22 protein-coding genes and 1 pseudogene are annotated in these 25,943 nt (G+C 64.4%); 10 read left to right on the top strand and 13 right to left on the bottom strand.

Going from position 1 to position 25,943, the window contains the following annotated elements:
* The first annotated feature begins 82 nt into the window (after positions 1–82).
* The 4 genes from CK218_RS13835 to CK218_RS13815 all read left to right on the top strand — a co-directional run bounded on the left by CK218_RS13835 (position 83) and on the right by CK218_RS13815 (position 4,621).
* Positions 83–1,081, top strand: coding sequence for an ABC transporter ATP-binding protein (locus CK218_RS13835; RefSeq protein WP_095828072.1), 999 nt, complete (start codon positions 83–85; stop codon positions 1,079–1,081).
* A 283-nt stretch (positions 1,082–1,364) separates the two neighbouring features.
* On the top strand, positions 1,365–2,270 hold the full coding sequence (locus CK218_RS13825; protein ID WP_206519861.1) for an ABC transporter permease: 906 nt from the start codon (positions 1,365–1,367) through the stop codon (positions 2,268–2,270).
* On the top strand, positions 2,260–3,075 hold the full coding sequence (locus tag CK218_RS13820) for an ABC transporter permease (protein ID WP_067003601.1): 816 nt from the start codon (positions 2,260–2,262) through the stop codon (positions 3,073–3,075). Before CK218_RS13825 ends, CK218_RS13820 begins: the two co-directional genes overlap by 11 nt.
* A 118-nt stretch (positions 3,076–3,193) precedes the next feature.
* The gene (locus tag CK218_RS13815; RefSeq protein WP_095828069.1) at positions 3,194–4,621 is read left to right on the top strand and encodes a gamma-aminobutyraldehyde dehydrogenase; all 1,428 of its coding nucleotides are present in this window, start codon (positions 3,194–3,196) and stop codon (positions 4,619–4,621) included.
* 45 nt (positions 4,622–4,666) lie between these two features.
* Here CK218_RS13815 and CK218_RS13810 read toward each other — a convergent pair whose 3' ends face one another.
* The 9 genes from CK218_RS13810 to CK218_RS13770 form a co-directional block, all read right to left on the bottom strand.
* Positions 4,667–4,981, bottom strand: coding sequence for a hypothetical protein (locus CK218_RS13810; protein ID WP_067003605.1), 315 nt, complete (start codon positions 4,979–4,981; stop codon positions 4,667–4,669).
* Positions 4,982–5,023: 42 nt separating this feature from the next.
* Positions 5,024–5,380 (bottom strand): nuclear transport factor 2 family protein, encoded by a 357-nt coding sequence (locus CK218_RS13805; RefSeq protein WP_095782332.1) that lies wholly within the window; start codon positions 5,378–5,380, stop codon positions 5,024–5,026.
* A gap of 218 nt (positions 5,381–5,598) precedes the next feature.
* Positions 5,599–7,152 (bottom strand): alpha/beta fold hydrolase, encoded by a 1,554-nt coding sequence (locus tag CK218_RS13800; RefSeq protein ID WP_095828068.1) that lies wholly within the window; start codon positions 7,150–7,152, stop codon positions 5,599–5,601.
* Positions 7,153–7,275: 123 nt separating this feature from the next.
* Positions 7,276–7,590 (bottom strand): formate dehydrogenase subunit delta, encoded by a 315-nt coding sequence (locus CK218_RS13795; protein WP_095777573.1) that lies wholly within the window; start codon positions 7,588–7,590, stop codon positions 7,276–7,278.
* Positions 7,580–8,410, bottom strand: coding sequence for a formate dehydrogenase accessory sulfurtransferase FdhD (fdhD, locus tag CK218_RS13790; protein ID WP_095828067.1), 831 nt, complete (start codon positions 8,408–8,410; stop codon positions 7,580–7,582). The genes CK218_RS13795 and fdhD overlap by 11 nt, the downstream gene beginning before the upstream one ends.
* A 2-nt stretch (positions 8,411–8,412) precedes the next feature.
* Positions 8,413–11,325 carry a formate dehydrogenase subunit alpha gene (gene fdhF, locus CK218_RS13785; RefSeq protein ID WP_095828066.1) on the bottom strand — a complete coding sequence of 971 codons (2,913 nt, stop codon included), beginning with the start codon at positions 11,323–11,325 and terminating at the stop codon, positions 8,413–8,415.
* Between the two features lie 10 nt (positions 11,326–11,335).
* The gene (locus CK218_RS13780) at positions 11,336–12,892 is read right to left on the bottom strand and encodes an NADH-quinone oxidoreductase subunit NuoF (RefSeq protein WP_095777570.1); all 1,557 of its coding nucleotides are present in this window, start codon (positions 12,890–12,892) and stop codon (positions 11,336–11,338) included.
* Positions 12,889–13,368 (bottom strand): formate dehydrogenase subunit gamma, encoded by a 480-nt coding sequence (locus CK218_RS13775; protein WP_095828065.1) that lies wholly within the window; start codon positions 13,366–13,368, stop codon positions 12,889–12,891. Before CK218_RS13775 ends, CK218_RS13780 begins: the two co-directional genes overlap by 4 nt.
* 194 nt (positions 13,369–13,562) lie before the next feature.
* Positions 13,563–14,462: a LysR family transcriptional regulator gene (locus CK218_RS13770; RefSeq protein ID WP_095777568.1), complete on the bottom strand. Its 900-nt coding sequence runs from the start codon at positions 14,460–14,462 to the stop codon at positions 13,563–13,565.
* A gap of 156 nt (positions 14,463–14,618) precedes the next feature.
* Here CK218_RS13770 and CK218_RS13765 point away from each other — a divergent pair, with 156 nt between their 5' ends.
* Together CK218_RS13765 and CK218_RS13760 are read left to right on the top strand one after the other, a co-directional pair.
* Entirely contained in the window at positions 14,619–15,260 is a 642-nt protein-coding gene (locus CK218_RS13765) for a DUF47 domain-containing protein (protein ID WP_067003620.1), read from the top strand.
* Positions 15,261–15,263: 3 nt separating this feature from the next.
* Positions 15,264–16,268 carry an inorganic phosphate transporter gene (locus CK218_RS13760; RefSeq protein ID WP_095828064.1) on the top strand — a complete coding sequence of 335 codons (1,005 nt, stop codon included), beginning with the start codon at positions 15,264–15,266 and terminating at the stop codon, positions 16,266–16,268.
* Positions 16,269–16,277: 9 nt separating this feature from the next.
* Here the strand turns inward: CK218_RS13760 and CK218_RS13755 are convergent, their stop codons facing one another.
* A complete protein-coding gene (locus CK218_RS13755) occupies positions 16,278–16,655 on the bottom strand; it encodes a VOC family protein (RefSeq protein WP_067324386.1) in 378 nt (125 codons plus the stop codon).
* A gap of 209 nt (positions 16,656–16,864) precedes the next feature.
* On the opposite strand from CK218_RS13755, the gene CK218_RS13750 reads away from it, so the two are divergent.
* Positions 16,865–18,043: an Mrp/NBP35 family ATP-binding protein gene (locus CK218_RS13750; RefSeq protein ID WP_067003626.1), complete on the top strand. Its 1,179-nt coding sequence runs from the start codon at positions 16,865–16,867 to the stop codon at positions 18,041–18,043.
* A gap of 18 nt (positions 18,044–18,061) precedes the next feature.
* On the opposite strand, the pseudogene CK218_RS13745 reads toward CK218_RS13750, so the two are convergent.
* Positions 18,062–18,193: pseudogene (locus CK218_RS13745) on the bottom strand (SRPBCC domain-containing protein); the annotation flags it as partial.
* 150 nt (positions 18,194–18,343) lie between these two features.
* Between CK218_RS13745 and CK218_RS13740 the strand changes: the two are divergent.
* Both CK218_RS13740 and CK218_RS13735 read left to right on the top strand, forming a co-directional pair.
* Complete coding sequence (locus CK218_RS13740) at positions 18,344–20,149, top strand: IlvD/Edd family dehydratase (RefSeq protein ID WP_095828063.1); 1,806 nt, start codon at positions 18,344–18,346, stop codon at positions 20,147–20,149.
* 131 nt (positions 20,150–20,280) lie between these two features.
* Positions 20,281–20,679: a hypothetical protein gene (locus tag CK218_RS13735; protein ID WP_095828062.1), complete on the top strand. Its 399-nt coding sequence runs from the start codon at positions 20,281–20,283 to the stop codon at positions 20,677–20,679.
* An 8-nt stretch (positions 20,680–20,687) separates the two neighbouring features.
* Here CK218_RS13735 and CK218_RS13730 read toward each other — a convergent pair whose 3' ends face one another.
* Both CK218_RS13730 and CK218_RS13725 read right to left on the bottom strand, forming a co-directional pair.
* Complete coding sequence (locus CK218_RS13730; RefSeq protein ID WP_095828061.1) at positions 20,688–22,277, bottom strand: trimethylamine methyltransferase family protein; 1,590 nt, start codon at positions 22,275–22,277, stop codon at positions 20,688–20,690.
* A gap of 221 nt (positions 22,278–22,498) precedes the next feature.
* Positions 22,499–23,992 carry a PLP-dependent aminotransferase family protein gene (locus CK218_RS13725; RefSeq protein WP_040974759.1) on the bottom strand — a complete coding sequence of 498 codons (1,494 nt, stop codon included), beginning with the start codon at positions 23,990–23,992 and terminating at the stop codon, positions 22,499–22,501.
* Between the two features lie 304 nt (positions 23,993–24,296).
* Here CK218_RS13725 and pgi point away from each other — a divergent pair, with 304 nt between their 5' ends.
* A complete protein-coding gene (gene pgi, locus CK218_RS13720; RefSeq protein WP_095828060.1) occupies positions 24,297–25,940 on the top strand; it encodes a glucose-6-phosphate isomerase in 1,644 nt (547 codons plus the stop codon).
* Positions 25,941–25,943 lie beyond the last annotated feature (3 nt).

Below are 25,943 nucleotides of genomic sequence, written 5' to 3'. Positions count from 1 at the left end.
TTCACGCGGAGAAGGTGCCGGCAGGCGGACGAGGGGCAGCACAGACGCCCGAATTTGAGAGCCTGAACCTTCAGGACAGATCATGACCTCCGCCGTTTCCTTCAAACAAGTCTCGCGCCATTTCGGCAGCGTGCGCGCCGTCGATGCGGTCGATCTCGACATCGCGCCGGGCGAGTTCTTCGCCATGCTCGGGCCGTCCGGCTCCGGCAAGACGACCTGCCTCAGGCTGATCGCCGGCTTCGAGCAGCCGACGGCCGGCTCGATCTCCATCTTCGGCGAGCGGGCCGAAGGCGTTCCGCCCTATCGCCGCAACGTCAACACCGTTTTCCAGGACTACGCGCTGTTCCCACATCTGAACGTGCTCGACAACGTCGCTTACGGGCTGATGGTCAAGGGCGTCGGCAGGGTCGAACGGCTGAAGGCGGCGGAAGAGGCGCTCTCGCTGGTGCGCCTGCCGGGCTATGGGGCCCGGCGCCCCGGCCAGCTCTCCGGCGGCCAACGCCAGCGCGTCGCGCTTGCCCGGGCGCTCGTCAACCAGCCCAAGGTGCTGCTGCTCGACGAGCCGCTCGGCGCGCTCGACCTCAAGCTGCGCGAGAACATGCAGGAGGAACTGAAGTCGCTGCAGAAGGTGCTCGGCATCACCTTCGTCTTCGTCACTCACGACCAGGGCGAAGCGCTTTCCATGGCCGACCGTGTTGCCGTCTTCAACGACGGCAGAATCATGCAAGTCGGCACGCCTGAGGACATTTACCAGCGGCCGAGGACACGCTTCGTCGCCGATTTCGTCGGCTCGTCCAACGTGCTGCCGCCGGATTTCGTGCAGCGCTATTCCGGCCAGCATCGCTGGGGCAGCCTCAGGCCTGAATCCATCCGCGTATCGGGCGCGACGAGCGGCGATGGCGTTGTCGCGCGTCTGGTCGGGACCAACTATCTCGGCGCCACCACAAGGCTGGCGCTGGATGCCGATGGGCTGAGGCTGCATGCCATGGTGCCGGCGGGGACCGCGCTCCCTGCCGAAGGCGAGGCGGTGATGCTCACCTTCAACCGCGAGCACCTGCATCTGATGGACGAGTCGGCATGATTGAGGTTTGTGCAAAGCACCCTCGTCTGTCCTGCCGGACATCTCCCGCGCAAGGGGGGGGATTGGCTCTCGCCGCTCGCTTCGCCGATTTTCGACGTTGCAGAACTGGCGGGGCAGACGAGCTGCTGATCTCCCGCCTTGCGGGGGACATGGCCGGCAGGCCAGAGGGGGGTGTGAAGGATCTCGGCCTTGCCGCCGTTGATTTAATCGTCGGTGCGGCGCGATGACAATCGCCGCTGTTCAATCCAAGCCCGTGCCCGCCATCCTGCCCGGCAACGGCGGCATGCGCGGGGCGCTCTCCGACCTCTTTTGGCGCCGGCCGATACTTCTCTTGCTGCTCATGCTGCTGCCGCCGCTTCTGTGGCTTGGCATCGTCTATATAGGCTCGCTTTTCGCGCTGCTTTTGCAGAGCTTTTTCTCGATCGACGAGTTCTCCGGCCTGATCAACCGCGAGTTCACGCTGAAGACCTATGGCGACCTGTTCCAGGCCGCCAATCTCGACATCATCCTGCGCACGGTGACGATGGCGGCGCTCGTCACGCTCGCCTCCGCGGTCATCGCCTTCCCCATCGCCTATTATGCGGCGCGCTATGCGCGCGGCCGCTGGAAGGCGCTGTTCTATCTCGGCGTCATGCTGCCGCTCTGGTCGAGCTATCTGGTCAAGATCTACGCCTGGAAGCTGATCCTCGCCAAGGAAGGCATTCTCACTTGGCTGTTAGGCAAGCTCGGCCTGCTGTGGCTGCTCGAGGCCTGGCTGTCGTTGCCGATCGTCGGCGGCAACTCGCTGTCGGTCTCCTTCACCGGCACCTTCATCGTCTTCGTCTATGTCTGGCTGCCGTTCATGATCCTGCCTGTGCAAGCGGCGCTGGAGCGCGTCCCCGGCAATCTCGTCGAGGCCTCGTCCGATCTCGGCGCTTCGCCCGGCCAGACCTTCCGCAACGTGCTCTTCCCGCTGGCGCTGCCGGGCATCGTCGCCGGCTCGATCTTCACCTTCTCGCTGACATTGGGCGACTACATCATCCCGCAGATCATCGGCACCTCGCGCCTGTTCATCGGCCAGGCCGTCTATTCGCAGCAAGGCACCGCCGGCAACATTCCTTTAGCCGCCGCCTTCACCGTGGTGCCCATCGTCATCATGGGCTTCTATCTGTGGGGCGCCAAGCGCATGGGAGCTTTCGATGCGCTCTGATCGCGGCCAATCCGCTCCGCTCGGGCTGAAGATCGCCGCCGCCTGCGGCCTGCTCTTCCTGCACCTGCCGATCCTTTTGATCTTCGTCTATGCCTTCACCACCGAAGAGAAGAGTTTTGTGTGGCCGCCACCGGGTTTAACCACGCAATGGTTCGCCGTCACCTGGAACAGGCCGGATGTCTGGGAGGCGCTGTCGCTGTCGATCCGCGTCGCCGCCATTTCGACCGCGATCGCACTGGTTCTTGGCACGCTCTGCGCCGCTGCGGTTTCGCGCACGCGCTTTTTCGGCCGCGAGGCGATTTCATTGCTCGTCATCCTGCCGATCGCGCTGCCCGGCATCATCACCGGCATCGCGCTGCGCTCCGCATTTGCGCTCGCCGACATCCCGTTCTCGTTCTGGACGATCGTGCTCGGCCACGCCACCTTCTGCGTGGTCGTTGTCTACAACAATGCCGTCGCCCGTTTTCGCCGCACCTCAGGCTCGATGATCGAGGCCTCGATGGATCTCGGCGCCGACGGTTTTCAGACGTTTAGGCATGTCGTGCTGCCCAACATTGCAACCGCGCTGCTTGCCGGCGGCATGTTGGCCTTTGCGCTGTCCTTCGACGAGGTCATCGTCACCACCTTCACCGCCGGCCAGCAGCAGACCGTGCCGATCTGGATGCTGGAGGAGCTGATCAGACCGCGGCAGCGTCCGGTCACCAATGTCGTCGCCATGGTCGTCGTGCTGGTGACGCTGCTGCCGATCCTCTTTGCCTATTACCTGACCCGCGACGGCGACCAGATCGCCGGCTCGGGCAAATGAAAACAGCGAATAGGGATTAGCCAATAGCGAATAGGGAAAATCGATCGCGAACCCTGCCCGCCATTCGCAACTCGCTGCACGCAACTCGCTACTCGCTACTGCGAAGGGAGAAACCCCCATGGACACCCAGATGCTGATCGGCTCGAAATTCGACAAGGGCACCGAAATCGAGGAGCCGATCCTCAATCCGAAGACCGGCGCGACCATCCTCAACCTGCCGGAAGCAAGTCCGGCGCAGATCGAGGCGGCTGTCAGTGCCGCCGAACAAGCGTTCGTCAATTGGTCGCGCACCACGCCGGCGCAGCGCTCGGGCTATCTGCTGAAGATCGCCGATCGCATCGAGGCCGAAGCGAATGAGTTCGCCGCGCTCGAGGCGCTGAATTGCGGCAAGCCGATCAACGCCGTGCTCAATGACGAGATCCCGGCGATCGTCGATTGCTACCGCTTCTTCGCCGGCGCGGTGCGCTCGATGCCAGGCCAGGTCGCGGGCGAGTATCTGCCCGGCCACACCTCGATGGTGCGGCGCGATCCGATCGGCATCGTCGCCTCCATCGCGCCCTGGAACTATCCGCTGATGATGATGGCCTGGAAGCTGGCGCCGGCGATCGGCGGCGGCAACACCGTCGTCTTCAAGCCATCGGAGCAGACGCCGCTGACGGCGCTGAAGCTGGCGAGGATCCTGTCGGAGATCCTGCCCGAGGGCGTGGTCAATGTCGTCCTCGGCCGCGGCGACAGCGTCGGCAACACGCTGATCAATCATCCCAAGGTCAACATGATCTCGATCACCGGCGACGTCGCCACCGGGAAGAAAGTGCTGCAGGCGGCCGCCAAGTCGGTCAAGCGCACGCATCTCGAGCTCGGCGGCAAGGCGCCGGTCGTCGTTTTCGACGACGCCGATCTCGGCGCGGTGGTCAACGGTCTGCGCGCCTTCGGCTACTACAATGCCGGCCAGGACTGCACCGCCGCCTGCCGCATCTATGCCGGCAAGAAGATCTACGACAAGCTGGTTGCCGATCTCTCCTCGGCGGCGTCGACCATCAAATACAATCTGCCTGACGACACCGAGAATGAGATCGGGCCGCTGATCTCGCGCCGCCAGCGCGACCGCGTGTCAAGCTTCGTCGAGCGCGCTTCGGAATTGAAGCACATCGAGATCACCACCGGCGGCAAGCCGGGCGCGGGCTCCGGCTTCTACTACCAGCCGACGGTCGTCGCCGGAGCGTTGCAGGAAGACGAGATCGTGCGCCGCGAGGTGTTCGGCCCGGTCGTCTCGGTCACCCGCTTCTCCGAGGTCGACGAGGCGGTGAACTGGGCGAATGACAGCGACTACGGCCTCGCATCGTCGGTGTGGACCAGGGACGTCTCGCGCGCAATGACGACCGCCGCCCGGCTGCAATATGGCTGCACCTGGATCAACACCCACTTCATGCTCACCAACGAGATGCCGCATGGCGGCCTGAAGCAGTCCGGTTACGGCAAGGACATGTCGCTCTACGCGCTGGAGGACTACACCGCCGTCCGCCATGTGATGGTGGCGCACGGGTAAGCCCTCTATCTCTCCCACAACGGGTGAGGTCGGCCACGCAGGCCGCTACTCGACGATGCGGTAGATGTTCCACAGGCTGGTGCCCGACACCACATAGGGCTCCAGCTCCTTGCCCCATTTGGCGTGCGCCTCGATCTTGGCGATCTTGGCGAAGAACTCCTCCAACTGGGCCAGGCTCTCGACCTGGTGGTGGGTCTCGATCGTCGCTTCGCGTGCGCCGACTGAACCGGTCATGAGCTGGAATTTCAGGTCGGCGAGCCCAACCTGCGAGCCGATCTCGCGCTCCCATTTCCGCATCAGCTCGAGCGCGGTCTGCTTGTGACCGAACTTGGCGTCGATCTGCCATCTGGCGCTGAACATCTTGGTTCTCCTCCCTGTCTTGCAGATGAATCCGTTCTTGAGCTACTCGTCCCAGGCCTGCACGACCGTCTGCCGCGCGATGCGGCCGTTCTTCAATTCGAGCATCGCGGCGCAGAACACCTTGGTGCCGTCGGGATAGGCGCAGGCCTGGGTGAAGGCGAGATTGTCGCCCTCGGCGATCGTGGCGTCGACCTTGTGGGTCATCGCCCGGCTGCAGATGTCGTCCCAGAAGGTGCTGATCGCCGCGCGGCCGCGGATTTCGCGCGGCTTGCTCGGCGGGTTGTTGCGGTCGATCACCCGCACCAGCGCATCGTCATTGTAGAAGCTCGCCAGCATCTTGCCGTCGCGGCTCTCGATCGCTTTCTTGATCGCCGCGCCGTCCACTGTCTTGGTCAGCATTTCATCCTCCATGTGCCCATCGTCTTGGGTGGTAGATGTCCGAAGCGCTGCCCGACGATTACTGCCGGGCAGGGACTTCTCACTGCGAACTGGCCATGGCGGCTGCGAACAGGTCGTCGGTCTGCTTCTTGACGAGTCCACCTGACGCTTGGCCTGCATGGGACGAATTCATAGTCCTAGAGACACCCCTTTCGCTTCGCCCGAAAGCGCCATGGCACTCATGGCCCGTCCGGGCCAGTGTGCCTTGCCGAGAAGGCCGCCGCAGCAGCGCGCGACGGCAGGTCCAGCTTGAGCAATATGTTGGCGACGTGCCGCTTGACCGTATGCTCGCTGAGCCTCAGCTCGGCGGCGATCGCCGCATTGCTCATGCCGTCGGCAATCAGGTTCACCACCTCGCTTTCCCGCGCCGTCAGTGTAGCTGGCTGCAGGGCCCTGGGCCTGGGGCGGCAGGCCGGTTCCAGATGTTGTTCAGACGTGGCGTGGACCACCGGCAGCGGCTCGCTCAGCTCGTCGAGACTGACAAGTCCGGCGTCGATGAAACGCAGGCCGGAGCCTATCGCCAGTTCGGCGACCAGCCGCGAAGCGAGGATGTCGCCGGGTCCGGCATGGGTGGCGAGCTGCATGGTCACCCGCGCCGTGAGGCCGACCGGCTGGCCGCGCATTTCGATCTCGCCGACATGCACGCCTTGCCCACTTGCCACGCCGATCTGCTGCGCCGCATCGCGCAGCGCCGCTGCGCAGCGTATGGCGCGCGCCGGCCCGTCGAAACGAGAGATCATCAATTCGCCATGCGTGCCGGCAATCCGCCCACCATGGCGGCCCACCAGCAGCCGCCATGCTTCCTGGAAGCGCTGGCTGCGCTCGCTCCACATGCGGTCGCCGAGCTTGGCGGTGTCGAAGATGCGCGTCACCAGCAGCGCGGCAAGCACCCGCTCGGTGTCGGCCACCGCCGGCTGGCCGGTCAGGCACTCCTCGATCAGGTCGGCCACCCGGTCGACGTCCCCGGTCCAGATCGGATGGTCGCGCCCGGGTATCTCAACAAGCCGGGCGCCGCGAATCTTCTTGGCAAGGAAGCGGCTGGCCTCCGGATCGACGCGCGCGTCATTGCGGCGATGGATCAGCAGCGTCGGCGCGCTGATCGCGGACAGAATGCCGCGCACGTCGATGTCTGCATTCATGCGGGCAAGGGCTGCCGCGGCCGTCGGGCCGGCCGACAGCCGTTCGAACCGTGCCCACCACCGGGCAAAATGCGTGTCATCCACGCGGCCTGGCGCGAAATTGGGCAAGGTCGCGCCGGTGCCCCAGCAAGTCTCGGCAACCTCGATGAAGGCTTCCAGGCGCTCCGGCGGCATTACCCATTTGTGGAAATGCGCATAACCGCCATAGAGCACGAGTGCCCGCGTCCGCTCCGGATAGGTCGCGGCAAACAGCATCGCCATCGGTGCGCCTTCCGAAGCGCCGAGGATCGCCGCGCGGCCGCTGCCGGTGGCGTCCATCACCGCGCGCACGTCATCCATGCGGGTTTCCAGGCCGGGCAGGTGATGGTTGTCCACTCGGTCCGAAAGCCCGGTGCCGCGTTTGTCGAACAGAATCAGCCGTGAGAAAGTCGAAAGCCGCTTCAGCAGGCGGCTGTAGCCCTCGTCTTCCCATTGGAGGTCGAGATTGGAGATGAAGCCGGGGACGAAGATGAGATCGAACGAGCCTTGGCCGACCACCTGATAGGCGATCCGCACATCCCCGCTACGGGCATATCTGGTCTCGATCGGCTTCACGCAACTACCCCGCCCGGCCAGACGATCTCCTGTCGTCAACCATAGCAGAGGCAGCCGGCTTGCGGCAGCGAAACTTTAGAGAGCGGAAATATAAGACCTTTGCGCCGATGCGGCCCGAAGGCCCTACTTGTGCGGAATGGCGCCCTCAGCCTCCGCAGGCTTGCTGTAACCGAGGCTCTTGTCGGCCTGCTCCGCCGTCAGCGGACGCTTGATCTTGGCGGAGGCGGCGATCACCAACTCGTCGAAATCTTCCGGGTCGCCGTCCAGCAGCTCGAAGAACTGCCGCCGCATCCTGGGCTCCCAGAATTTGTTGATGTGCTCGGCAACGCCGGCAATGCCTTCCTCGTGCGGCTTCGAATGGAAGAAGGTGGCGATCTGATTGGCCATGCGCACCAGCTTTTCCTTGGTGCTGGCGATGTGGTCTTCGTCATGCGACATGCTTGGCAACTCCGCAAGCCACCCGGTCGGGGTGGGTGAAAATATCGAAATCGTCGCCGCGCACCAGCGCCACCAGCGTCATCCCGGCGGACTCGGCGGTACGGATGGCAAGCGCGGTCGGCGCCGAAACCGCCATGATGATCGGGGCACCGATGGCGGCGGTTTTCTGCACCATCTCCACCGACACGCGCGAGGTGACCACGACGGCGCCGCTCGCGCCGTCGATGCCGGCTTTGGCCAGCGCGCCGGCGAGCTTGTCCAGCGCATTGTGGCGGCCGACATCCTCGCGCGCCATCACGATACCTTTGCCGGGAACGTAGAAGCCGGCAGCATGCACCGCCCCGGTCTCGGTGTGCAGCGGCTGCTGCTTCGACAGCAGCTTGACCGAACGCGTGACGTCTTCGGCGTCGAGCGTAAGCTTCGACGAACCGACCGCGTCGATCGACCGCATCGCTTCCTCGATGGATTCGATGCCGCACAGGCCGCAGCCGACCGGCCCGGCAAGCCGGCGCCGTCGCGCCTGGAAGCGCGTGTTGGCCCGGTCCTTCAGCTTGATCTGGATGTCGATGCCGGCGCCGAGATCCTCGACTTCGATCGCCTCGATCTCTGCCGGGTCGGCAACGATGCCTTCGGTGAGCGAGAAGCCGAGCGCGAAATCCTCGAAATCGGCCGGGCTCGCCATCATCACCGCATGGGTGGTGCCGGCATAGGAGAACGCGACCGGCGTCTCCTCCGGCACCATGCGGTTCGCAGCCGCCGTGCCGCCGGCACGACGCGCCAGCCGCGAGATTTGCGTCGTGGCTTTGCGGCGCGCGGCCAAGACTACTCCGCCGCTTCCAGCGGGGCGATGCGGCGGCTCTGCTTGGCCTGCTCGTTATAGTCCCTCTGCCACTCGGTCGGGCCGTTGGATGGCGCCACCTGCACGGCGGTGACCTTGTATTCCGGACAATTGGTCGCCCAGTCCGAGAAGTCGGTCGTGATCACATTGGCTTGCGTGTCCGGGTGGTGGAAGGTCGTGTAGACGACGCCGGGCGACACGCGGTCGGTGATCAGCGCGCGCAGGGTGGTCTCGCCCGAACGGCTCGCCAGCCGCACCCAGTCGCCCTCGCGGATGCCGCGGTTCTCGGCGTCGTGCGGATGGATCTCCAGCCGATCTTCGGCATGCCAGGCGACGTTTTCGGTACGCCTGGTCTGCGCACCGACATTGTACTGCGACAGGATACGCCCGGTGGTGAGCAGCAGCGGGTAGCGCGGGCCGGTCCGTTCGTCCGTCGCGACATATTCGGTGCGGATAAACTTGCCCTTGCCGCGCACGAAGCCGTCGACATGCATGATCGGCGTGCCGAGCGGTGCCTTCTCGTTGCAGGGCCACTGCACCGATCCGACACGGTCGAGCAGCTCGAAGGAGACGCCGGCGAAGCTCGGCGTAGTCTTGGCGATCTCGTCCATGATCTCAGACGGGTGCGTGTAGTTCCAGTCGAGCCCAATGGCGCGGGCGAGCTCCTGCGTCGCCTCCCAGTCGGCGTAGCGGGCCTTCGGCTCCAGCACCTTGCGCACCATGTTGATGCGGCGCTCGGCATTGGTGAAGGTGCCGTCCTTCTCCAGGAAGGTCGAGCCCGGCAGGAAGACATGGGCGTAGTTCGCCGTCTCGTTGAGGAAGAGGTCGTGCACGACGACGCACTCCATCGCGGCCAGCCCTGCGGCGACATGTTTGGTGTCGGGGTCGGACTGCAAGATGTCCTCGCCCTGGATGTAGATGCCCTTGAATGAGCCGTCGACGGCGGCATCCAGCATGTTGGGGATGCGCAGGCCGGGCTCCTCGTCCAGCTTCACGCCCCACAGGCTCTCATAGATGTCGCGCACGGCTTCGCCGGAGATATGGCGATAGCCCGGCAGCTCATGCGGGAAGGAACCCATGTCGCAGGAGCCCTGGACATTGTTCTGGCCGCGCAGCGGGTTCACGCCGACGCCCGGACGGCCGATATTGCCGGTGGCCATGGCGAGGTTGGCGATCGCCATCACCGTAGTCGAGCCTTGGCTGTGCTCGGTGACGCCGAGGCCGTAATAGATCGCGCCGTTGCCGCCCTTGGCGTAAAGGCGCGCGGCACCCCGGATCGCTTCAGGATCGACGCCGGACAGCTTGCCGACCGTCTCGGGGCTGTTTTCCGGCAGGGCGACGAAGGACGCCCAGTCCTGGAACTCGGCCCAGTCGCAGCGCTCGCGGATAAAGGCTTCGTCGAACAGGCCCTCGGTGACGATGACATGGGCAAGCGCCGTCAGCACCGCGACGTTGGTGCCGGGCTTCAGCGGCAGATGGTAGTCGGCCTCGACATGCGCCGACTTCACCATCTCGGTGCGGCGCGGGTCGAGCACGATCAGCTTGGCGCCCTCACGCAGCCGCTTCTTCAGCCGCGAGGCGAACACCGGATGCGCCGTAGCGGGATTGGCACCGATGATGACGGCAACGTCGGTGTATTCGACCGAGTCGAAGTCCTGCGTGCCGGCCGAGGTGCCGTAGGTCTGGCCGAGGCCGTAGCCGGTCGGCGAATGGCAGACGCGCGCGCAGGTGTCGACATTGTTGTTGCGGAAGCCCTGCCGCACCAGTTTCTGGACGAGATAGGTCTCCTCGTTCGTGCAGCGCGAGGAGGTGATGCCGCCGATCGAGCCGCGTCCGTACTGGTACTGGATGCGGCGGAATTCCTTTGCCGTATGGGCGATCGCCTCTTCCCAGCTCACCTCGCGCCACGGATGGGTGATCTTCTCCCGGATCATCGGCGACAGGATCCGATCCTTGTGGGTGGCATAGCCATAGGCAAAACGGCCTTTGACGCAGGAATGGCCGTGGTTCGCCTTGCCGTCCTTGTAGGGCATCATGCGGATGACTTCGTCACCCCTCACTTCCGCCTTGAACGAGCAGCCGACGCCGCAATAGGCGCAGGTCGTGACGGCCGAGCGCTCCGGCATGCCCTTCTCGAGCACGGTCTTCTCGCGCAATGCGTCGGTCGGGCAGGCCTGCACGCAGGCGCCGCAGGACACGCATTCGGAAGCGATGAAATCCTCATGCATGCCGGCGACCATGCGGGACTCGAAGCCGCGGCCCTCGATGGTCAGCGCGAAGGTGCCCTGCACCTCTTCGCAGGCGCGCACGCAGCGTGAGCAGACGATGCACTGCGCCGGATCATAGGTGAAGTAGGGGTTGGACTCATCGCGGGCGATGTAGTCGACCGCCAGCGAGCCATGGCCGGGCGCCACGCCGCCTTCTTCCTTGACGTGGTTGCGGCCTTCGACGCCGTAGCGGTTCTCGGTCAGACCGACCGACTCCGCAACCGCGTCGAACTCGCTGGCGCCGGTTCCGGCCTTCTCGTTCCAGCCGGTCGGATGGTCGGAGACGTAGAGTTCCATGACGCCACGGCGGATGGCATCGAGCCGCTCGGACTGCGTGCGCACCACCATGCCCTCGCCGACCGGCGTCGTGCAGGATGCGGGCGTGCCGCCGCGGCCGTCGATCTCGACCAGGCAGACGCGGCACGAGCCGAAAGAGTCCAGCATGTCGGTGGCGCAGAGCTTCGGGATCTCGACCCCGCCTTCCATCGCCGCGCGCATGATCGAGGTGCCTTCCGGCACGGTGATGCTTTGCCCGTCGACGGTCAGCGTCACCTGCTTCGCCGCTTTCGACTCCGGCGTTCCGTAGTCGATCTCTTCGATGAGTGTCGGGAAGTCGGCTTTGATGTTCATCTGCCAGCTCCTATTCGGCAGCCACGCGCGTCGGCGCCGGCTTAAAATCCTCGGGGAAATGCGTGATCGAGCTCATCACCGGGTAGGGCGTGAAGCCGCCCAGGGCGCAGAGCGATCCGAACTTCATCGTGTTGCAGAGGTCGGTGACCAGAGCGAGGTTCTTCTCCGCCTCGATGCCCGCGGCGACCTTGTCCAGAACCTCCATGCCGCGCGTCGAGCCGATGCGGCAGGGCGTGCACTTGCCGCAGCTTTCGATGGCGCAGAACTCCATGGCAAAGCGCGCCTGCTTCAGCATGTCGGCGCTGTCGTCGAACACGGTTATGCCGGCATGGCCGATCAGCCCGTCCTTGGCAGCAAAAGCCTCGTAGTCGAACGGCGTGTCGAAAAGCGCGCGCGGGAAATAGGCGCCGAGTGGGCCGCCGACCTGCACCGCCTTCACCGGCCGCCCCGAGGCCGTGCCGCCGCCGATCTCGTCGACGATTTCGCCCAGCGTCAGGCCGAAGGCCGTCTCGAACAGGCCGCCATGCTTGACGTTGCCGGCGATCTGGATCGGGATCGTGCCGCGCGAACGGCCCATGCCGAAATCCTTGTAGTAGGCGGCGCCCTTGTCCATGATGATCGGCACGGAGGCCAGGCTGATCACGTTGTTGATCACCGTCGGCTTGCCGAACAATCCTTGGATCGCCGGCAGCGGCGGCTTGGCGCGCACCACGCCGCGCTTGCCTTCCAAGCTGTTGAGCAACGAGGTTTCCTCGCCGCAGACATAGGCGCCGGCGCCGACGCGGATTTCCATGTCGAAGGCGTTGGGCGAGCCCAGCACATTGACGCCGAGCACGCCCGCCTTGCGGGCGATCGCGACCGCCTTGTTCATCGTCGCCACCGCATGCGGATATTCCGAGCGGATATAGACGAAGCCCTTGGTCGCGCCGGTGGCGATGCCGGCGATCGCCATGCCTTCGATCAGCACGAAGGGATCGCCCTCCATGATCATGCGGTCGGCGAAGGTGGCGCTGTCGCCCTCGTCGGCGTTGCAGACGATATATTTGCGTTCGGAATTCGTATCGAGAACCGTCTTCCACTTGATGCCGGTCGGGAAGCCGGCGCCGCCGCGGCCGCGCAGGCCGGACTCGGTCACCTGTTTCACGATCTCGGCCGGCGCCATGGCGACCGCGTTCTGCAGGCCTCTCAGACCGCCATGCGACTTATAGCTGTCGAGCGACAGCGGGTCGATGACGCCACAGCGCGCGAAGGTCAGCCGCGTCTGCTTGGCGAGGAAGGGGATCTTGTCTGGCGCGCCCAGCCAGCGCTTGTGATGGCCACCCTTGAGGAAACCGCTGTCGAACAGGCTTTTCACGTCAGACGGCTTGACCGGCCCGTAGGCGACGCGGCCCTCGGCGGTCGCAACCTCGACCATCGGCTCCAGGAAATAGGCGCCGCGCGAGCCGTTGCGCACGATCTTGGCCTCGACGCCGCGCTCCTTGAGCTCCTTCTCGATCGCCCTGGCGACCTTTTCGGCGCCGAGCGCCAGAGCACCGGAATCGGCAGGGATGTAGATGCGCGGGATCATGAACGCACCTCCGCGACGATCTCTTCGATCTTCTCGTCGTCGAGCCGGCCGATCCCTTCGCCGTCGAGCATCGCCGACGGCGAGCAGGCGCAAAGCCCGAGGCAATAGACCGGCTCCAGTGTAACCGATCCGTCGCGTGCGGTCTCGTGAAAATCGATGCCGAGCAGTTGCTTGACCTTGGTGGCGACGGCTTCCGAACCCATCGACTGGCAGGCTTCCGCCTGGCAGAGCTTCAGCACATGCCGGCCGGCCGGCTTGGCGCGGAAATCGTGATAGAAGGTGACGACGCCATGCACCTCCGCTCTTGAGAGGTTCAGCCCGTCGGCGATGGCCGGAAGCGCCACCTGCGGCACATGGCCGAATTCTTCCTGGATGCCGTGGAGAATCGGCAGCAGCGGACCTTCGAGGTCCTTCAATTCCTCGATGATCGCCGCTATGCGCGACGCGATCTCGGTACTTGCAGGCTGCATCGGCATGCAGCGCCCTCCCTGGCCGTGGCGCCAACACATATGTCACCCCAAAATATAGAGCCGTTTTGGGGCAACGACATGCACAGGGCGCAATATCGCTAAGTCCTTATGAAATCAGAGGAAACCTCCGAGATCAATAAAGCAGTCTCGTCGCTTGATAGAAATTATCTATCAAAAACGCTGAGCCCGCATTGTCTAGCCTAGCGGTGGGCGCGGAAATCGTCTGCGAGCGCCATTGCCTCGTCCAGCAGCGCCTGCACCAGCGGCGTGTGCGGCTCGCGCGGCGCCGCCACCAGCCCGACCGTGTGGCTGGCATCCGGATCGACGATCGGAATGGCCCGGATCGGTTCGGAAAAGCCGAATGTTTCCGCAAGGTTGAGCGGCATGATCGATGACCACTTGCCGGTCCGGATATGCGAGAACAGCACGATCATCGAGTTGGATTCCAGCGTCGGCCGCACCTGCACGCCGGCTTCCGCCAGATGCTGGTCGATGATGCGGCGGTTCTGCATGTCCGGCGTCAGCAGGCAGAGCGGCAGCTGGCTGATCTCTGCCCACGTCACTTTGTCGCGGTCGGAATAGGGGTTGCCGACTGCCGTGATCAGCTGGTAGCGCTCGTCATAGAGCGGCACGCTGGTTACCCGCCCCAGCGGCTCGTTGTCGAGATAGGTGATGCCGGCATCGACATCGAGATTGCCGAGCAGCGTCAGCACCTCGATCGAGGTCCGTGACAGCACCGAAAAGGTGACGCCGGGATGCTTGTCGCGGAATGGCGTCGTCAGCCGCGCCACCATGGCGAGCGCCGTCGGAACGGCGGCGATGCGGATGCGGCCGGACAGGCCGTGGCGCGCCGCCCGCATCTCCTCGCGCATGGTCCTTGAATCGCCGACGATGCGGCGCGCCCAAACCAGCACCTGCTTGCCTTCCGGCGTCAGACCCTGGAAACGCGAGCCGCGCAGCACCAGCATGACGCCGAGCTGCTCCTCGAGCTGCTTGATGCCGGCCGACAGCGTCGGCTGGGTGACGCCGCACACCTCGGCGGCGCGGCCGAAATGCTCTTCCCTGGCTAAAGCGATGAAGAATTCCAGCTTGTCGATCATGTCATCCGATCCACGGTCTGCCCAAGGTCGGGGAAATCGCTTTGCTTCGCAAGGCGGATGAACGATAGGATCTCATCCACATTTTTGAGCCGGCTTATCTGTTTTCCCGCGCCGCGCATGGCGCTATGTGAGGTAGGCGGAAGCAGGGAGGAGCAGATGCTGGGTTGGTTTCGCAGACTGTTGCCGCGCGAGGATCGCTTCTTCGAACTGTTCGAACGGCATTCGCGCACGGTGGTCGGCGGCGCCGAGGCGCTTGAGCAGCTTCTCCAGGGCCGGGACATCGACCGCTGGTGCCAGACGATCGTCGATCTGGAGGACGAAGCGGACGGGATCACCGCGGAGGTGCTGCTTGCCGTCAGGCGCTCCTTCATCACGCCCTTCGACCGCGGCGACATCAAGGATCTGATCCAGTCGATGGATGATGCCATCGATACGATGCACAAGGCCGTCAAGACGGTGAAATTGTTCGAGATGAGGGAATTCGATCCGCTGATGCGGGAAATGGGCAGCGTCATCGTCGAGGCCGCCCGGCTGGTAGCAGAGGCCATCCCACTGCTCGGCAAGGTTGGCGCCAACGCCGCGCGGCTGAACGCCATCGCCGAAGAAGTCATGCGCGTTGAGGGCCGCGCCGACGACCTGCACGAGCAGGGCCTGAAGGACCTGTTCAAGCGGCACGGTCGCAGCGACCCTATGGCCTACCTGATTGGCTCGGAGATTTACGGCCAGCTGGAAAAGGTGGTCGACCGTTTCGAGGACGTCGCTAACGAGATCAGCGGCATCGCCATCGAGAACGTCTAACAGATGAACGCTGCGATCGCCTTTCCCCTGCTGGTCGGCCTCGTCGCCGTGGCGCTGTTCTTCGATTTCCTCAACGGCCTGCACGATGCCGCCAACTCGATCGCGACTATCGTCTCCACCCGCGTGCTGAGGCCGCACTATGCCGTGTTCTGGGCGGCTTTCTTCAATTTCATCGCCTTCCTGTTCTTCGGTCTGCATGTCGCCGAGACGGTGGGAAAGGGCATCGTCGACGCCGAGATCGTGACCCCCGCAGTGATCTTCGCCGCGCTCATCGGAGCCATCGTCTGGAACATCGTCACTTGGATCGCCGGCATTCCGTCGAGCAGCTCGCATGCGCTGATCGGCGGGTTGGTCGGCGCCGGCGTCGCCAAGGCCGGCCCGGGGGCCATCGTCTGGTCCGGGCTCGGCAAGACGGCTGCGGCGATCGTGCTCTCGCCGGCGACCGGATTCGTGCTGGCGCTTGTCCTTATCCTCATCGTCTCATGGCTGTTCGTTCGGCAGACGCCGTTCGCGGTCGATAACAGCTTTCGCGTCCTGCAGTTCTTCTCGGCTTCGCTCTATTCGCTGGGGCACGGCGGCAATGACGCGCAGAAGACCATGGGCATCATCGCCGTGCTGCTCTATTCGCAAGGCATGCTCGGCCAGAGCTTCCACGTGCCGTTCTGGGTGGTCATCACCTGCCAGTCCGCACTGGCGCTGGGCACGCTCTTCGGCGGCTGGCGCATCGTGCACACGATGGGATCGAAGATCACTCGGCTGAACCCGATGCAGGGTTTTTGCGCCGAGACCGGCGGGGCGATAACGTTGTTCGCCGCCACCTGGCTCGGTGTCCCGGTCTCGACCACGCATACAATCACCGGCGCCATCATCGGCGTGGGTGCTGCCCGCCGCATCTCGGCTGTACGCTGGGGCATTGCCGGCAACATTGTCGTGGCGTGGGTGATCACCCTGCCGGCGACTGCGGCGATTTCGGCGTTGACCTATTTTGTCACGCGCCTGGCGGTCTGAGGCTGAAATCTACTCGCCCGCAAGACAAAGTATGTTGCCGTCCGGGTCCTTGAACCAGGCGACCTTCATGCCGTAGCCGACATGGACATCGCCCTCAAGCGTCAGCCCGGGCATCTCATAGCGCTCGAAGGTGACGCCCTTCGACTTCAGCGCCTGGACAATGGCGCCGATCTGGTCGCCGACCGTCCAGGTCAACGCCGTCGCCTTGTTGGTACCGGCGAATTCTGAACGATAGACATTGATGACCGTGTCGCCACTTTTGTAGACGATCAGTTCTCCGGCCATGTCGTCGACAGGCTTGAGGCCCAGCGTTCCTTCGTAAAAGCCCTTTGCTCTCGAAAGGTCTTTCACCGCCACATTGGCGGCTGCGTTGCTGTTTGCGAGCATGACAGTCTCCTTTTCCGGTTGCCGTCGCTCATGGCAACCGAGATAGGGCCCCTGGATCGATTGGCCATGGCAATCGGCGGATCGGGACGCGCTAGGCAAATCCGACACCACCGGTCGTTTTGCGGAGCACGCCGGACGAGCCATTGCGCCACGGCTTGGTTCTGCCGGGAAACTGCACTATCTGGAACGCCAAACTCCGAGGAAAGATCATGGCTGTAACCAAGGAAACCGTCATCGAGCGCCTGAGGACGGTCAATGGACCGGACTTCACCGGCAACATCGTCGACCTCGGCCTGGTATCTGAGATTTTCATCGCCGATTCCAAGGTGTTTTTCTCGATTACCGTTCCCGCCGCCCGCGCCCAGGAGATGGAGCCGCTGCGCGCCGCCGCCGAGCGTGTCGTCAAGGCGATCCCCGGCGTCGCCAACGCCGTCGTCGCGCTGACGGCGGAGAAGAAAGGCGGCGGCATGGAGGCGCCGGTTCGGCCGGCTTCGCAAGCAGCGTCGCCACGCCCTGCTCCCCAGGCAGCGCCGCAGCGTCCTGGCCCGCAAGCGCCGGCTTCTCACAGTCACGGCAAACGCGGCGTGCCCGGCATCGATGCGATCATCGCGGTGGCGTCCGGCAAGGGCGGCGTCGGCAAATCGACCACCGCCGTCAACCTGGCGCTCGGCCTTGCCGCCAATGGGCTGAGCGTCGGCGTGCTCGATGCCGATATCTACGGGCCGTCGATGCCGAGGCTGCTCAACATTCACGGCCGGCCGCAGACGGTCGACGGCAAGATCCTGAAGCCGATGCAGAATTACGGCCTCAAGGTGATGTCGATGGGCTTCCTTGTCGACGAGGAGACGCCGATGATCTGGCGCGGCCCGATGGTGATGTCGGCGCTCACCCAGATGCTGCGCGAGGTCGAATGGGGACCGCTCGACGTGCTGGTCGTCGATATGCCGCCCGGCACCGGCGATGCCCAACTCACCATGGCCCAGCAGGTGCCGCTGGCCGGCGCCGTCATCGTCTCGACGCCGCAGGACCTTGCGCTCATCGATGCCCGCAAGGGCCTCAACATGTTCAAGAAGGTCGACGTGCCGCTGCTCGGCATCGTCGAGAACATGAGCTATTTCCTCGCGCCCGACACCGGCAAGCGCTACGACATCTTCGGCCATGGCGGCGCGCGGCGCGAGGCCGAACGGCTCGGCGTCACCTTCCTTGGCGAGGTGCCGCTGGAGATGGGCATCCGCGAAAGCTCGGACGCCGGCGCCCCGGTGGTCGCATCCAAGCCGGACGGCGCCGAGGCGAAGATCTATCGCGATATCGCCGCGAGGGTATGGGACAGGGTCCAAGAGGAACGCGGCGCCGCCGAGGCGGCAGTGCCCAGCATCGTGTTCGAGTAATTCGCCGGGCCGCCGCCGGGTGTCCGATTTCCTTTCCAGGCTCCGGCAGCCGGGAATTGCCTCCTTCAGGATTTCCCTGTCGTTGAGGGCTTCCCACACTTTCTCGACAGGTGCGGCGATCCGCTCCTCGCCCTCGATCACCAAAGCCATCAAGACCTCCCGGAATGCTGATGTCGATTGGTCCTGGCGCGCGGCCCTTTCCATGTCTATCGCACCAAAGTGCGGGTCTGCGGCGTGTCTGCCTCTTGCCTGCATGAGCGCGTTGTCATATCGATTTGTCATACAAATACGGAGACCACGATGGCAGGCGCCCCCACCAAGAAGAAGAAATTTCGCTCGCAGGAGTGGTTCGACAATCCCGACAACCCGGGCATGACGGCGCTCTATCTCGAGCGCTACCTCAATTACGGGCTGACCCGCGCCGAGCTGATGTCGGGCAAGCCGCTGATCGGCATCGCGCAGACGGGTTCCGATCTCTCGCCCTGCAACCGGCACCATCTCGAGCTCGCCAAGCGCGTGCGCGAAGGCATCGTCTCGATGGGCGGCATCCCCTTCGAGTTCCCGTGCCACCCGATCCAGGAGACCGGCAAGCGGCCGACGGCGGCGCTCGACCGCAACCTCGCCTATCTCGGCCTCGTCGAGGTGCTCTACGGCTATCCGCTCGACGGCGTCGTGCTGACCATCGGCTGCGACAAGACTACGCCCGCGCTCTTGATGGCAGCGGCGACCGTCAACATTCCGGCGATCGCGCTTTCGGTCGGCCCGATGCTCAATGGCTGGCATAAGGGCAAGCGCACCGGCTCCGGCACCATTGTCTGGGAATCGCGCCAGCGGCTGTCGGCCGGCGAGATCAATTATGACGAGTTCATGGACATCGTCGCCTCCTCGGCGCCGTCGACCGGCTATTGCAACACCATGGGTACCGCCACCACCATGAACTCGCTGGCCGAGGCGCTCGGCATGCAGCTGCCGGGCTCGGCCGCGATCCCCGCGCCCTATCGCGAGCGCGGCCAGATCGCCTACGAGACCGGCAAGCGCATCGTCGATATGGTGCATGAGGACCTGAAGCCGTCGGACATCATGACCCGCCAGGCGTTCGAGAATGCCATCGTCGTCAATTCGGCCATCGGCGGCTCGACCAACGCGCCGATCCACCTCAATGCCATCGCCCGCCATCTCGGCGTGCCGCTCGACAATGACGACTGGCAGAACATCGGCCTTAACGTGCCGCTGATCGTCAACCTGCAGCCGACGGGCGAGTATCTCGGCGAGGATTATCACCATGCCGGCGGCGTGCCGGCCGTCGTGGCGGAGATGCTGAAGGCAGGGCTATTGCCGCACCCCGACGCGATCACCGCCAACGGGAAGTCGATCGGCGACAATTGCCGCGGCGCGGTCAACGAGAATCATGATGTCATCCGCGGCGTCGACAAGCCGCTCAAGAGCAATGCCGGCTTCATCAACCTCAAGGGCAATCTGTTCGATTCCGCCATCATGAAGACCAGCGGCATCTCGCCCGAATTCCGCGAGCGCTATCTCTCGAACCCGAACGATCCGGAGGCTTTCGAAGGCAACGCCATGGTCTTCGACGGCCCGGAGGATTACCACGCCCGCATCGACGATCCGGCGCAGGGCATCGACGAGCACACGATCCTGTTCATGCGCGGCGCCGGCCCGGTCGGCTATCCGGGCGGCGCCGAGGTGGTCAACATGCAGCCGCCGGCCCATCTCATCAAGAAGGGCATCCATTCGCTGGCCTGCATCGGCGACGGTCGCCAGTCCGGCACGTCGGGTTCGCCATCGATCCTCAACGCCTCGCCGGAGGCAGCGGTCGGCGGCGGGCTGGCGCTGCTCAAGACCGGCGACCGCGTCCGCATCGACCTGAGGAAGGGCACCGCCAATATCCTTGTCGGCGACGAGGAGATCGCCAGGCGGCGGGCAGCGCTGCAGGGCAATGGCGGCTATGACTATCCCGAGCACCAGACGCCCTGGCAGGAGATCCAGCGCGGCATGGTCGACCAGTTCTCCGCCGGCATGGTGCTGAAGCCGGCGGTGAAGTATCAGGATGTCGCGCACACCAGGGGCGTCCCGCGCGACAACCACTGAATTCAGAGCACGGCGACAATCGAAGGGCGGTCCGCTTTCCGGCGGACCGCCCTTTCTCATGGCCCTTGTTTCGGCCGCGGGGCATCTACAGATTAGCCCGATCTCGGCGGTTCTACGAAGGGAGGCTATATATGGCGAAACGGCGCTCTTCCCTCGGCTTCCTCGGCATGTTCGGCCGTTCGGGCGACTTGCGCCAGCTCGACGACGCCTTGCGCAAGGCCGACTTGCATCCGGCACTGGTTCCTGAGGGCGTCAAGCTCACCATCGTCAACCTGATGAAGGATCATTGGCCCGAGGAGCCGCCGCCTCAGGCTTATCAATCAGTGGCGCAACTCTGCGGCTATTGCGTCGCCGGACCGGAAACCTTCGAGCGGGCCAATGGCAGGGAGCACACTTTGGAAGCCGAGCGCCGCATCGAGGCCGCGCTCGAAGCCGGCGACAACCTCGATGCGCAGATCGTGCTGTTGACGCTGCATGCGAAGCTGATCAACGCCGAAGTCGTCGAGCGCTATGGGCTGCGTGCGGAGTGATCTGCAGATCAGCCGCCCATCTTGTTGCGCGGCAGCTTGATCATCTCGCCGAAGCGCGCGCGCAGCTTGTCGTCGACGAGCCGCGACACATGGCGCGGAAAGCGCTCGGCCAGCACGCGCTTCTTCTCGGCGATAGCCCGCTGCAAAATGTCGGGCCGGCCCTTCTCGTTCCATTCCTTGGGCGAGAAGCGATCGCCGACTGCCGGATAAAAATATTCGGTCTGCATCAGCTTCAAAGTCTGCTCGTTGCCGAGATAGTGACCGGGGCCCTTGAGGCAGACGTCGGCGATCGTGTCGATCGACAGCGCCTCGTCCGTCACCTCGATGCCGCGCACGCATCGCAGGCAGTGGCCGAGCATGTCGTTGTCGATGATCAGGCTTTCGAGACAGAAGCCGAGCAGCGAGGCATGCATGCCGGCCGATTCATAGACGAGGTTGAGGCCGGCAAGACCGGCCATCACATCGGTGATGCCTTTTTCATAGCCGGATTGGATGTCGGGCAGCTTCGAATCCGTCATGCCTGCGGCCGAGCCACCCGGCAGGTCGTAATATTGCGCCATCTGCGCGCAGGCCGCGGTCAACACGGCCTGCTCGGCCGAACCGCCGGACATGGCGCCGGTCCGGAGATCGGAGACGAACGGCCAGGTGCCGAAGATCGCCGGATGGCCGGGCTTGATGGCGTTGACATAGACGAGGCCCATCAGCACTTCGGCCACCGCCTGCACGACGGCGCCGGCAATCGCGGCGGGAGCTGTGGCGCCGGCTTGGCCGGCCGACAAGAGCAGGATCGGAATGCCGCCCTCGACGCAGGCTTCGAGCACGCCGCAGGCGTCCTCGGCGAATTTCATCGGCGGCACCACGAAGCAGTTCGAGTTCGACACGAAAGGGCGCGCCCGGAAATTCTCCTCGCCGCCGGCGATCGCATAGAGCATTTCCAGCGCCGGCTTGACGTTCTCTCGCACGGTGAACGAGGTGCCGACATGCTTGGATGTCCCCAGTACGCAGGCATAGAGCGTGTTGAAGTCCATCTCGAGCGGATCGGGAATATCGCGCGGCACCATGGTGCGCTGGAAGAAATGGATGTTGTCGAGCCCGTCGACGAGACGGGCGGCGTCATAGATGTCCTGCAGCTGCGATTCGCGATATTCGCGCTTCTCGACATCGACCAGATGCACCGCCGCGCCGGCCGTGCCGTAGTGGACGCGTTTGCCCTGGATCACCATGTCGTGCTTGGGATCCTGGCCGTGGAGCGTGAAGTGGCGCGCCGCCTTCTTGATCGTGTCGAGCACCAGCGCGCGCGGCAGGCGGATGCGGCCGTCGTCGCCGTAGCTCGCCCCGACCCGGGTCAGCGCCTCGATACAGGAGGGGATGGCGTTGGCGAAGCCCACCGTCTCCAGAAGCGTCAGCACCGCTTCATGGATGCGTTCTTTGTCGTTCTGGCTCAATGGCCCGTAGCTGCCGCCTTCGAGGCCGGCTCGCACCGGACGGATATCGTCTGCGAGCGGTGCTGCCCGCATCGCGCGGCGCGCTTCGCGCCCGCCGGACCGCCGCGAACGCTGGTCCGACGTCGTTTCCTGCTTCTCAAGAGCAATTGACATGGAAAGCACTCCACCTTTGCTTTTTCAGGGGCAGGATGCGCGGCGGTTGGTCCACCATCGGCCTGCCTCGTCCCCTTTGTGCCTCGACTATGCCGTCGGCATTGGCACAGCCTATGAGCCAGTCAATCCCGTCGAATATGCCAGGATGCTAAAGCCTCGAGGCGAGCCAAAATAAAAGAGCCGGCAAAAACGCCGGCTCTTGATGTGGCAGTCCGTGGTGATCAGGCGGCAGCGGGCCTGCGGCCAGCGGCTGTGGCGAGCTCCCGAATCCCGGGCTCGATGTGCTGCAGCGAGATCGAGGAGATGCCCAAACGCATGAAACGCGAGGGCTTTTCGCTGCGGTCGAAGAACCGGTCGCCGGGTTCGATGATGACGCTGCGGGAAGCGGCCGCTTCGGCGAGCCCTCGTGAATCGGTACCGCGCGGGCCCTCCAGCCACAACGATGTGCCTCCCGCCGAGTCGGTCGAGCGCCATTCTGGCAGGAAAGCGGAAATCGCATGGACCAGACGCTTGCGCCGCTCGTCGAAGGCGGCGGAGAGCCTGCGCACCAGCGCCTCGTGATGGCCGAGCGACAAAAACAGCGCAACGGCGCGCTGGTTGTTTGCCGGCGGATGCCTGAGCATGAAGCGACGCAACGCGCGAAGCTCGGCAATCAGTCCTGCCGAAGCGACGATGTAGCCGAGCCTCAGACCCGGAGCCAGCGTCTTCGACATCGAGCCGACATAGATGACGCGGCCCGAGCGATCGAGGCTCTTCAGCGCCTGCTGCGGCGCCTCGTCGAGAAGCTGGCTGTCATAGCCGTCCTCGATGATGATCTGGTTGTTGCGGTTGGCTCGCGCCAGCAAATCCTGCCGCCGCTCGGCGGACAACGGCACCATCGTCGGGCAATGGTGGCTTGGGGTGACGAAGACGAAGCCGGAATCGCTTGGGATCGCCGAGGTCACGATGCCCGACTGGTCGACAGGGACCGGCTGGATATCGGCGCCGGCGAGCCGGAAGATCGAGCGGGCATCCGGATAGCCGGGGTCTTCCATTGCCACCTTCGAGCCCTTGGTCATCAACAGCGAGGCGAGCATATAGAGCGCGTTCTGCGCGCCCAACGTCACGATGATCTCGTCCGGATTGGCGAAGATGCCGCGGCGCGGCAAAAGCCGGGCCTGGATCTGCTCGATGAGCAGCGGATCGTCCCGGTCGACCATGTCCGATGCCCAGTTGCGGATCTCCAGCACCGCGAGCGCCATGCGGTTGCACTCGCGCCATTCCGCGGTCGGAAACAGCGCCGGATCGAACTGGCCGTAGACGAACGGATAGGAGGACTTGATCCAGTTGTCGTGCTTGGCCGGCGGCGGCATATCGCTGGCGGCGATCTGCCGACGCGCCTTCCAGTCGATCTCATTCTGCTGGTCGGGCGCCTTCTGGTGCGGCTTGGCGGGGGTGGCCAGCACTTCAGGGTTGACGAAGTGGCCGCGCCTCTCGCGCGCCACAAGAAAACCTTGGTCGACCAGCTGCTGGAAGGCAAGCACCACCGTGCCGCGGGCAACGCCCAGTTTTTCCGCCAGAATCCGGCAGGATGGCAGCGGCATCGAAGCGGCGATCTGCCGGTCGAGGATGGCTGCGACGATCGCCTGGCGGATCTGTGCCTGGAGAGTTTGTCCGGATTCGGCCGAAATCCGGAACAGGCCGGACCATATGGCCGTGTCATTGCGCTGTGGCATGGGAGATCATCCTCGGATGGCCAGCTGTTTTCACTTGGCTGGACCAGTCGAGTGTAGGGGTGGCACAAGGGGTTGCGCCAATCAATTTTTCTGATCGCTGGGATTTATGCCAGTGATCCATTGGTCACGAAAGGGGCGCGTCCGCCAGGGAAGCGGATGTTGCGGGGCATCATAAAAGCGTGATGCAGTGCGTCACTGCCGCGCTTGAACGAAACGGAAATCCGGCTCAATACAATGTCGCGACGACACGCGCCGGAAACATCGGGCCTGTTAAAATGGTCTAAAAACCCGCCAGGAGCCACCATTGGATCAGTCAGCCTTCGACAAGCAGGTCACCGCCCTGCGTGAGCAGCGCGCGGCAGCCAAGGGCACGATGCGCGAAGCCTTCGCCGCCGATCCCAGGCGCTTCGAGAAATTCTCCGCCACAGATGGCGATCTTCTGCTCGACTGGTCGAAATGCGCGGTCGACGCCGACACGATGGCAATGCTGGAGACGCTCTCCGGCGCCGCCGACCTCGAAGGCCGACGCGCCGCGATGTTCGAAGGCAAGAAGATCAACATCACCGAAAACCGCGCCGTGCTGCACACGGCGCTGCGCAATCTGACCGGCAAGAGTGTCGTGGTCGATGGCCAGGACACCAAGGCCGATGTGATCGCCGTGCTCGACGCGATGGGCGCCTTCGCTGATGCGATTCGCTCCGGCGAGGCGGCCGGCGCCACCGGCAAGAAGATCACCGACATCGTCAATATCGGCATTGGCGGCTCTGATCTTGGCCCGGCGATGGTGACGCTGGCGCTCGCGCCCTACCACGACGGCCCGCGTCCGCATTATGTCTCCAACGTCGACGGCGCCCACATCCACGACACGCTGAAAGGCCTGTCTCCCGAGACGACTTTGTTCATCATCGCCTCCAAGACTTTCACCACTGTCGAGACGATGACCAATGCCGAGACGGCGCGCAGATGGGTGGAAAAGGCGCTGGGCAAGCAAGCGATCGGCAAGCATTTCGCCGCCGTCTCGACCGCGCTCGACCTGGTGGCCAAGTTCGGCATCGCCTCCGACCGCGTCTTCGGTTTCTGGGACTGGGTCGGCGGCCGCTACTCGGTCTGGAGCGCCATCGGCCTGCCGGTGATGATCGCCATCGGCCCGCGCAATTTCCGCGCCTTCCTCGACGGCGGGCATGAGATGGACGAGCATTTCCGCTCGGCCCCCCTGCAAAAGAACCTGCCTGTTTTGCTGGGGCTGATCGGCTGGTGGCACCGCGTCGTCTGCAAATACCCGGCCCGTGCCGTCATTCCATACGATCAGCGCCTGTCGCGCCTGCCGGCCTATCTGCAGCAGCTCGATATGGAATCGAACGGCAAGAGCGTGACACTGGACGGCGGCCCGGTGACGACGCCGACCGGCCCGCTGGTCTGGGGCGAGCCCGGTACCAACGGCCAGCACGCCTTTTTCCAGCTTTTGCACCAGGGCAGCGATTTCATCCCGGTCGAGTTTCTTGCCGCAGCCGTCAGCCACGAGCCCGAGCTGAGGACCCACCACGATCTCTTGCTTGCCAATTGCCTGGCGCAGTCGGAAGCCTTCATGAAGGGCCGCACGCTGGAAGAGGCGCGCGCGCAGATGCTGGCCAAGGGCATGAAGCCCGCCGATGTCGATCGCATCGCGCCGCATCGCGTCTTTTCGGGCAACCGTCCGTCGCTCACCATCCTCTACCGGAAGCTTGATCCGCGCACGCTCGGTCGCCTGATCGCGCTCTATGAGCATCGCGTCTTCGTCGAGGGCACGCTGTTCAACATCAATTCGTTCGACCAGTGGGGTGTCGAGCTCGGCAAGGAACTGGCGACAGGCCTGCTGCCTGTCGTGGAAGGCAAGGAGACTGCCGCAAAACGCGACGCCTCGACTGCCGGATTGGTGGCTCATGTCCACCAATTGCGTGGCGCGGAGTAAACG

Source organism: Mesorhizobium sp. WSM3879 (genome assembly GCF_002294915.1).
Lineage (GTDB): Bacteria > Pseudomonadota > Alphaproteobacteria > Rhizobiales > Rhizobiaceae > Mesorhizobium.
This window is presented reverse-complemented; position numbering and strand designations above follow the sequence as displayed.

Coding starts and splice junctions, on each gene's coding strand:
- CK218_RS13835 (WP_095828072.1), top strand. CDS start 83: ATGACCTCCGCCGTTTCCTTCAAACAAGTCTCGCGCCATTTCGGCAGC.
- CK218_RS13825 (WP_206519861.1), top strand. CDS start 1,365: ATGCGCGGGGCGCTCTCCGACCTCTTTTGGCGCCGGCCGATACTTCTC.
- CK218_RS13820 (WP_067003601.1), top strand. CDS start 2,260: ATGCGCTCTGATCGCGGCCAATCCGCTCCGCTCGGGCTGAAGATCGCC.
- CK218_RS13815 (WP_095828069.1), top strand. CDS start 3,194: ATGGACACCCAGATGCTGATCGGCTCGAAATTCGACAAGGGCACCGAA.
- CK218_RS13810 (WP_067003605.1), bottom strand. CDS start 4,981: ATGTTCAGCGCCAGATGGCAGATCGACGCCAAGTTCGGTCACAAGCAG.
- CK218_RS13805 (WP_095782332.1), bottom strand. CDS start 5,380: ATGCTGACCAAGACAGTGGACGGCGCGGCGATCAAGAAAGCGATCGAG.
- CK218_RS13795 (WP_095777573.1), bottom strand. CDS start 7,590: ATGTCGCATGACGAAGACCACATCGCCAGCACCAAGGAAAAGCTGGTG.
- fdhF (WP_095828066.1), bottom strand. CDS start 11,325: ATGAACATCAAAGCCGACTTCCCGACACTCATCGAAGAGATCGACTAC.
- CK218_RS13780 (WP_095777570.1), bottom strand. CDS start 12,892: ATGATCCCGCGCATCTACATCCCTGCCGATTCCGGTGCTCTGGCGCTC.
- CK218_RS13775 (WP_095828065.1), bottom strand. CDS start 13,368: ATGCCGATGCAGCCTGCAAGTACCGAGATCGCGTCGCGCATAGCGGCG.
- CK218_RS13770 (WP_095777568.1), bottom strand. CDS start 14,462: ATGATCGACAAGCTGGAATTCTTCATCGCTTTAGCCAGGGAAGAGCAT.
- CK218_RS13765 (WP_067003620.1), top strand. CDS start 14,619: ATGCTGGGTTGGTTTCGCAGACTGTTGCCGCGCGAGGATCGCTTCTTC.
- CK218_RS13760 (WP_095828064.1), top strand. CDS start 15,264: ATGAACGCTGCGATCGCCTTTCCCCTGCTGGTCGGCCTCGTCGCCGTG.
- CK218_RS13755 (WP_067324386.1), bottom strand. CDS start 16,655: ATGCTCGCAAACAGCAACGCAGCCGCCAATGTGGCGGTGAAAGACCTT.
- CK218_RS13750 (WP_067003626.1), top strand. CDS start 16,865: ATGGCTGTAACCAAGGAAACCGTCATCGAGCGCCTGAGGACGGTCAAT.
- CK218_RS13740 (WP_095828063.1), top strand. CDS start 18,344: ATGGCAGGCGCCCCCACCAAGAAGAAGAAATTTCGCTCGCAGGAGTGG.
- CK218_RS13735 (WP_095828062.1), top strand. CDS start 20,281: ATGGCGAAACGGCGCTCTTCCCTCGGCTTCCTCGGCATGTTCGGCCGT.
- CK218_RS13730 (WP_095828061.1), bottom strand. CDS start 22,277: ATGTCAATTGCTCTTGAGAAGCAGGAAACGACGTCGGACCAGCGTTCG.
- CK218_RS13725 (WP_040974759.1), bottom strand. CDS start 23,992: ATGCCACAGCGCAATGACACGGCCATATGGTCCGGCCTGTTCCGGATT.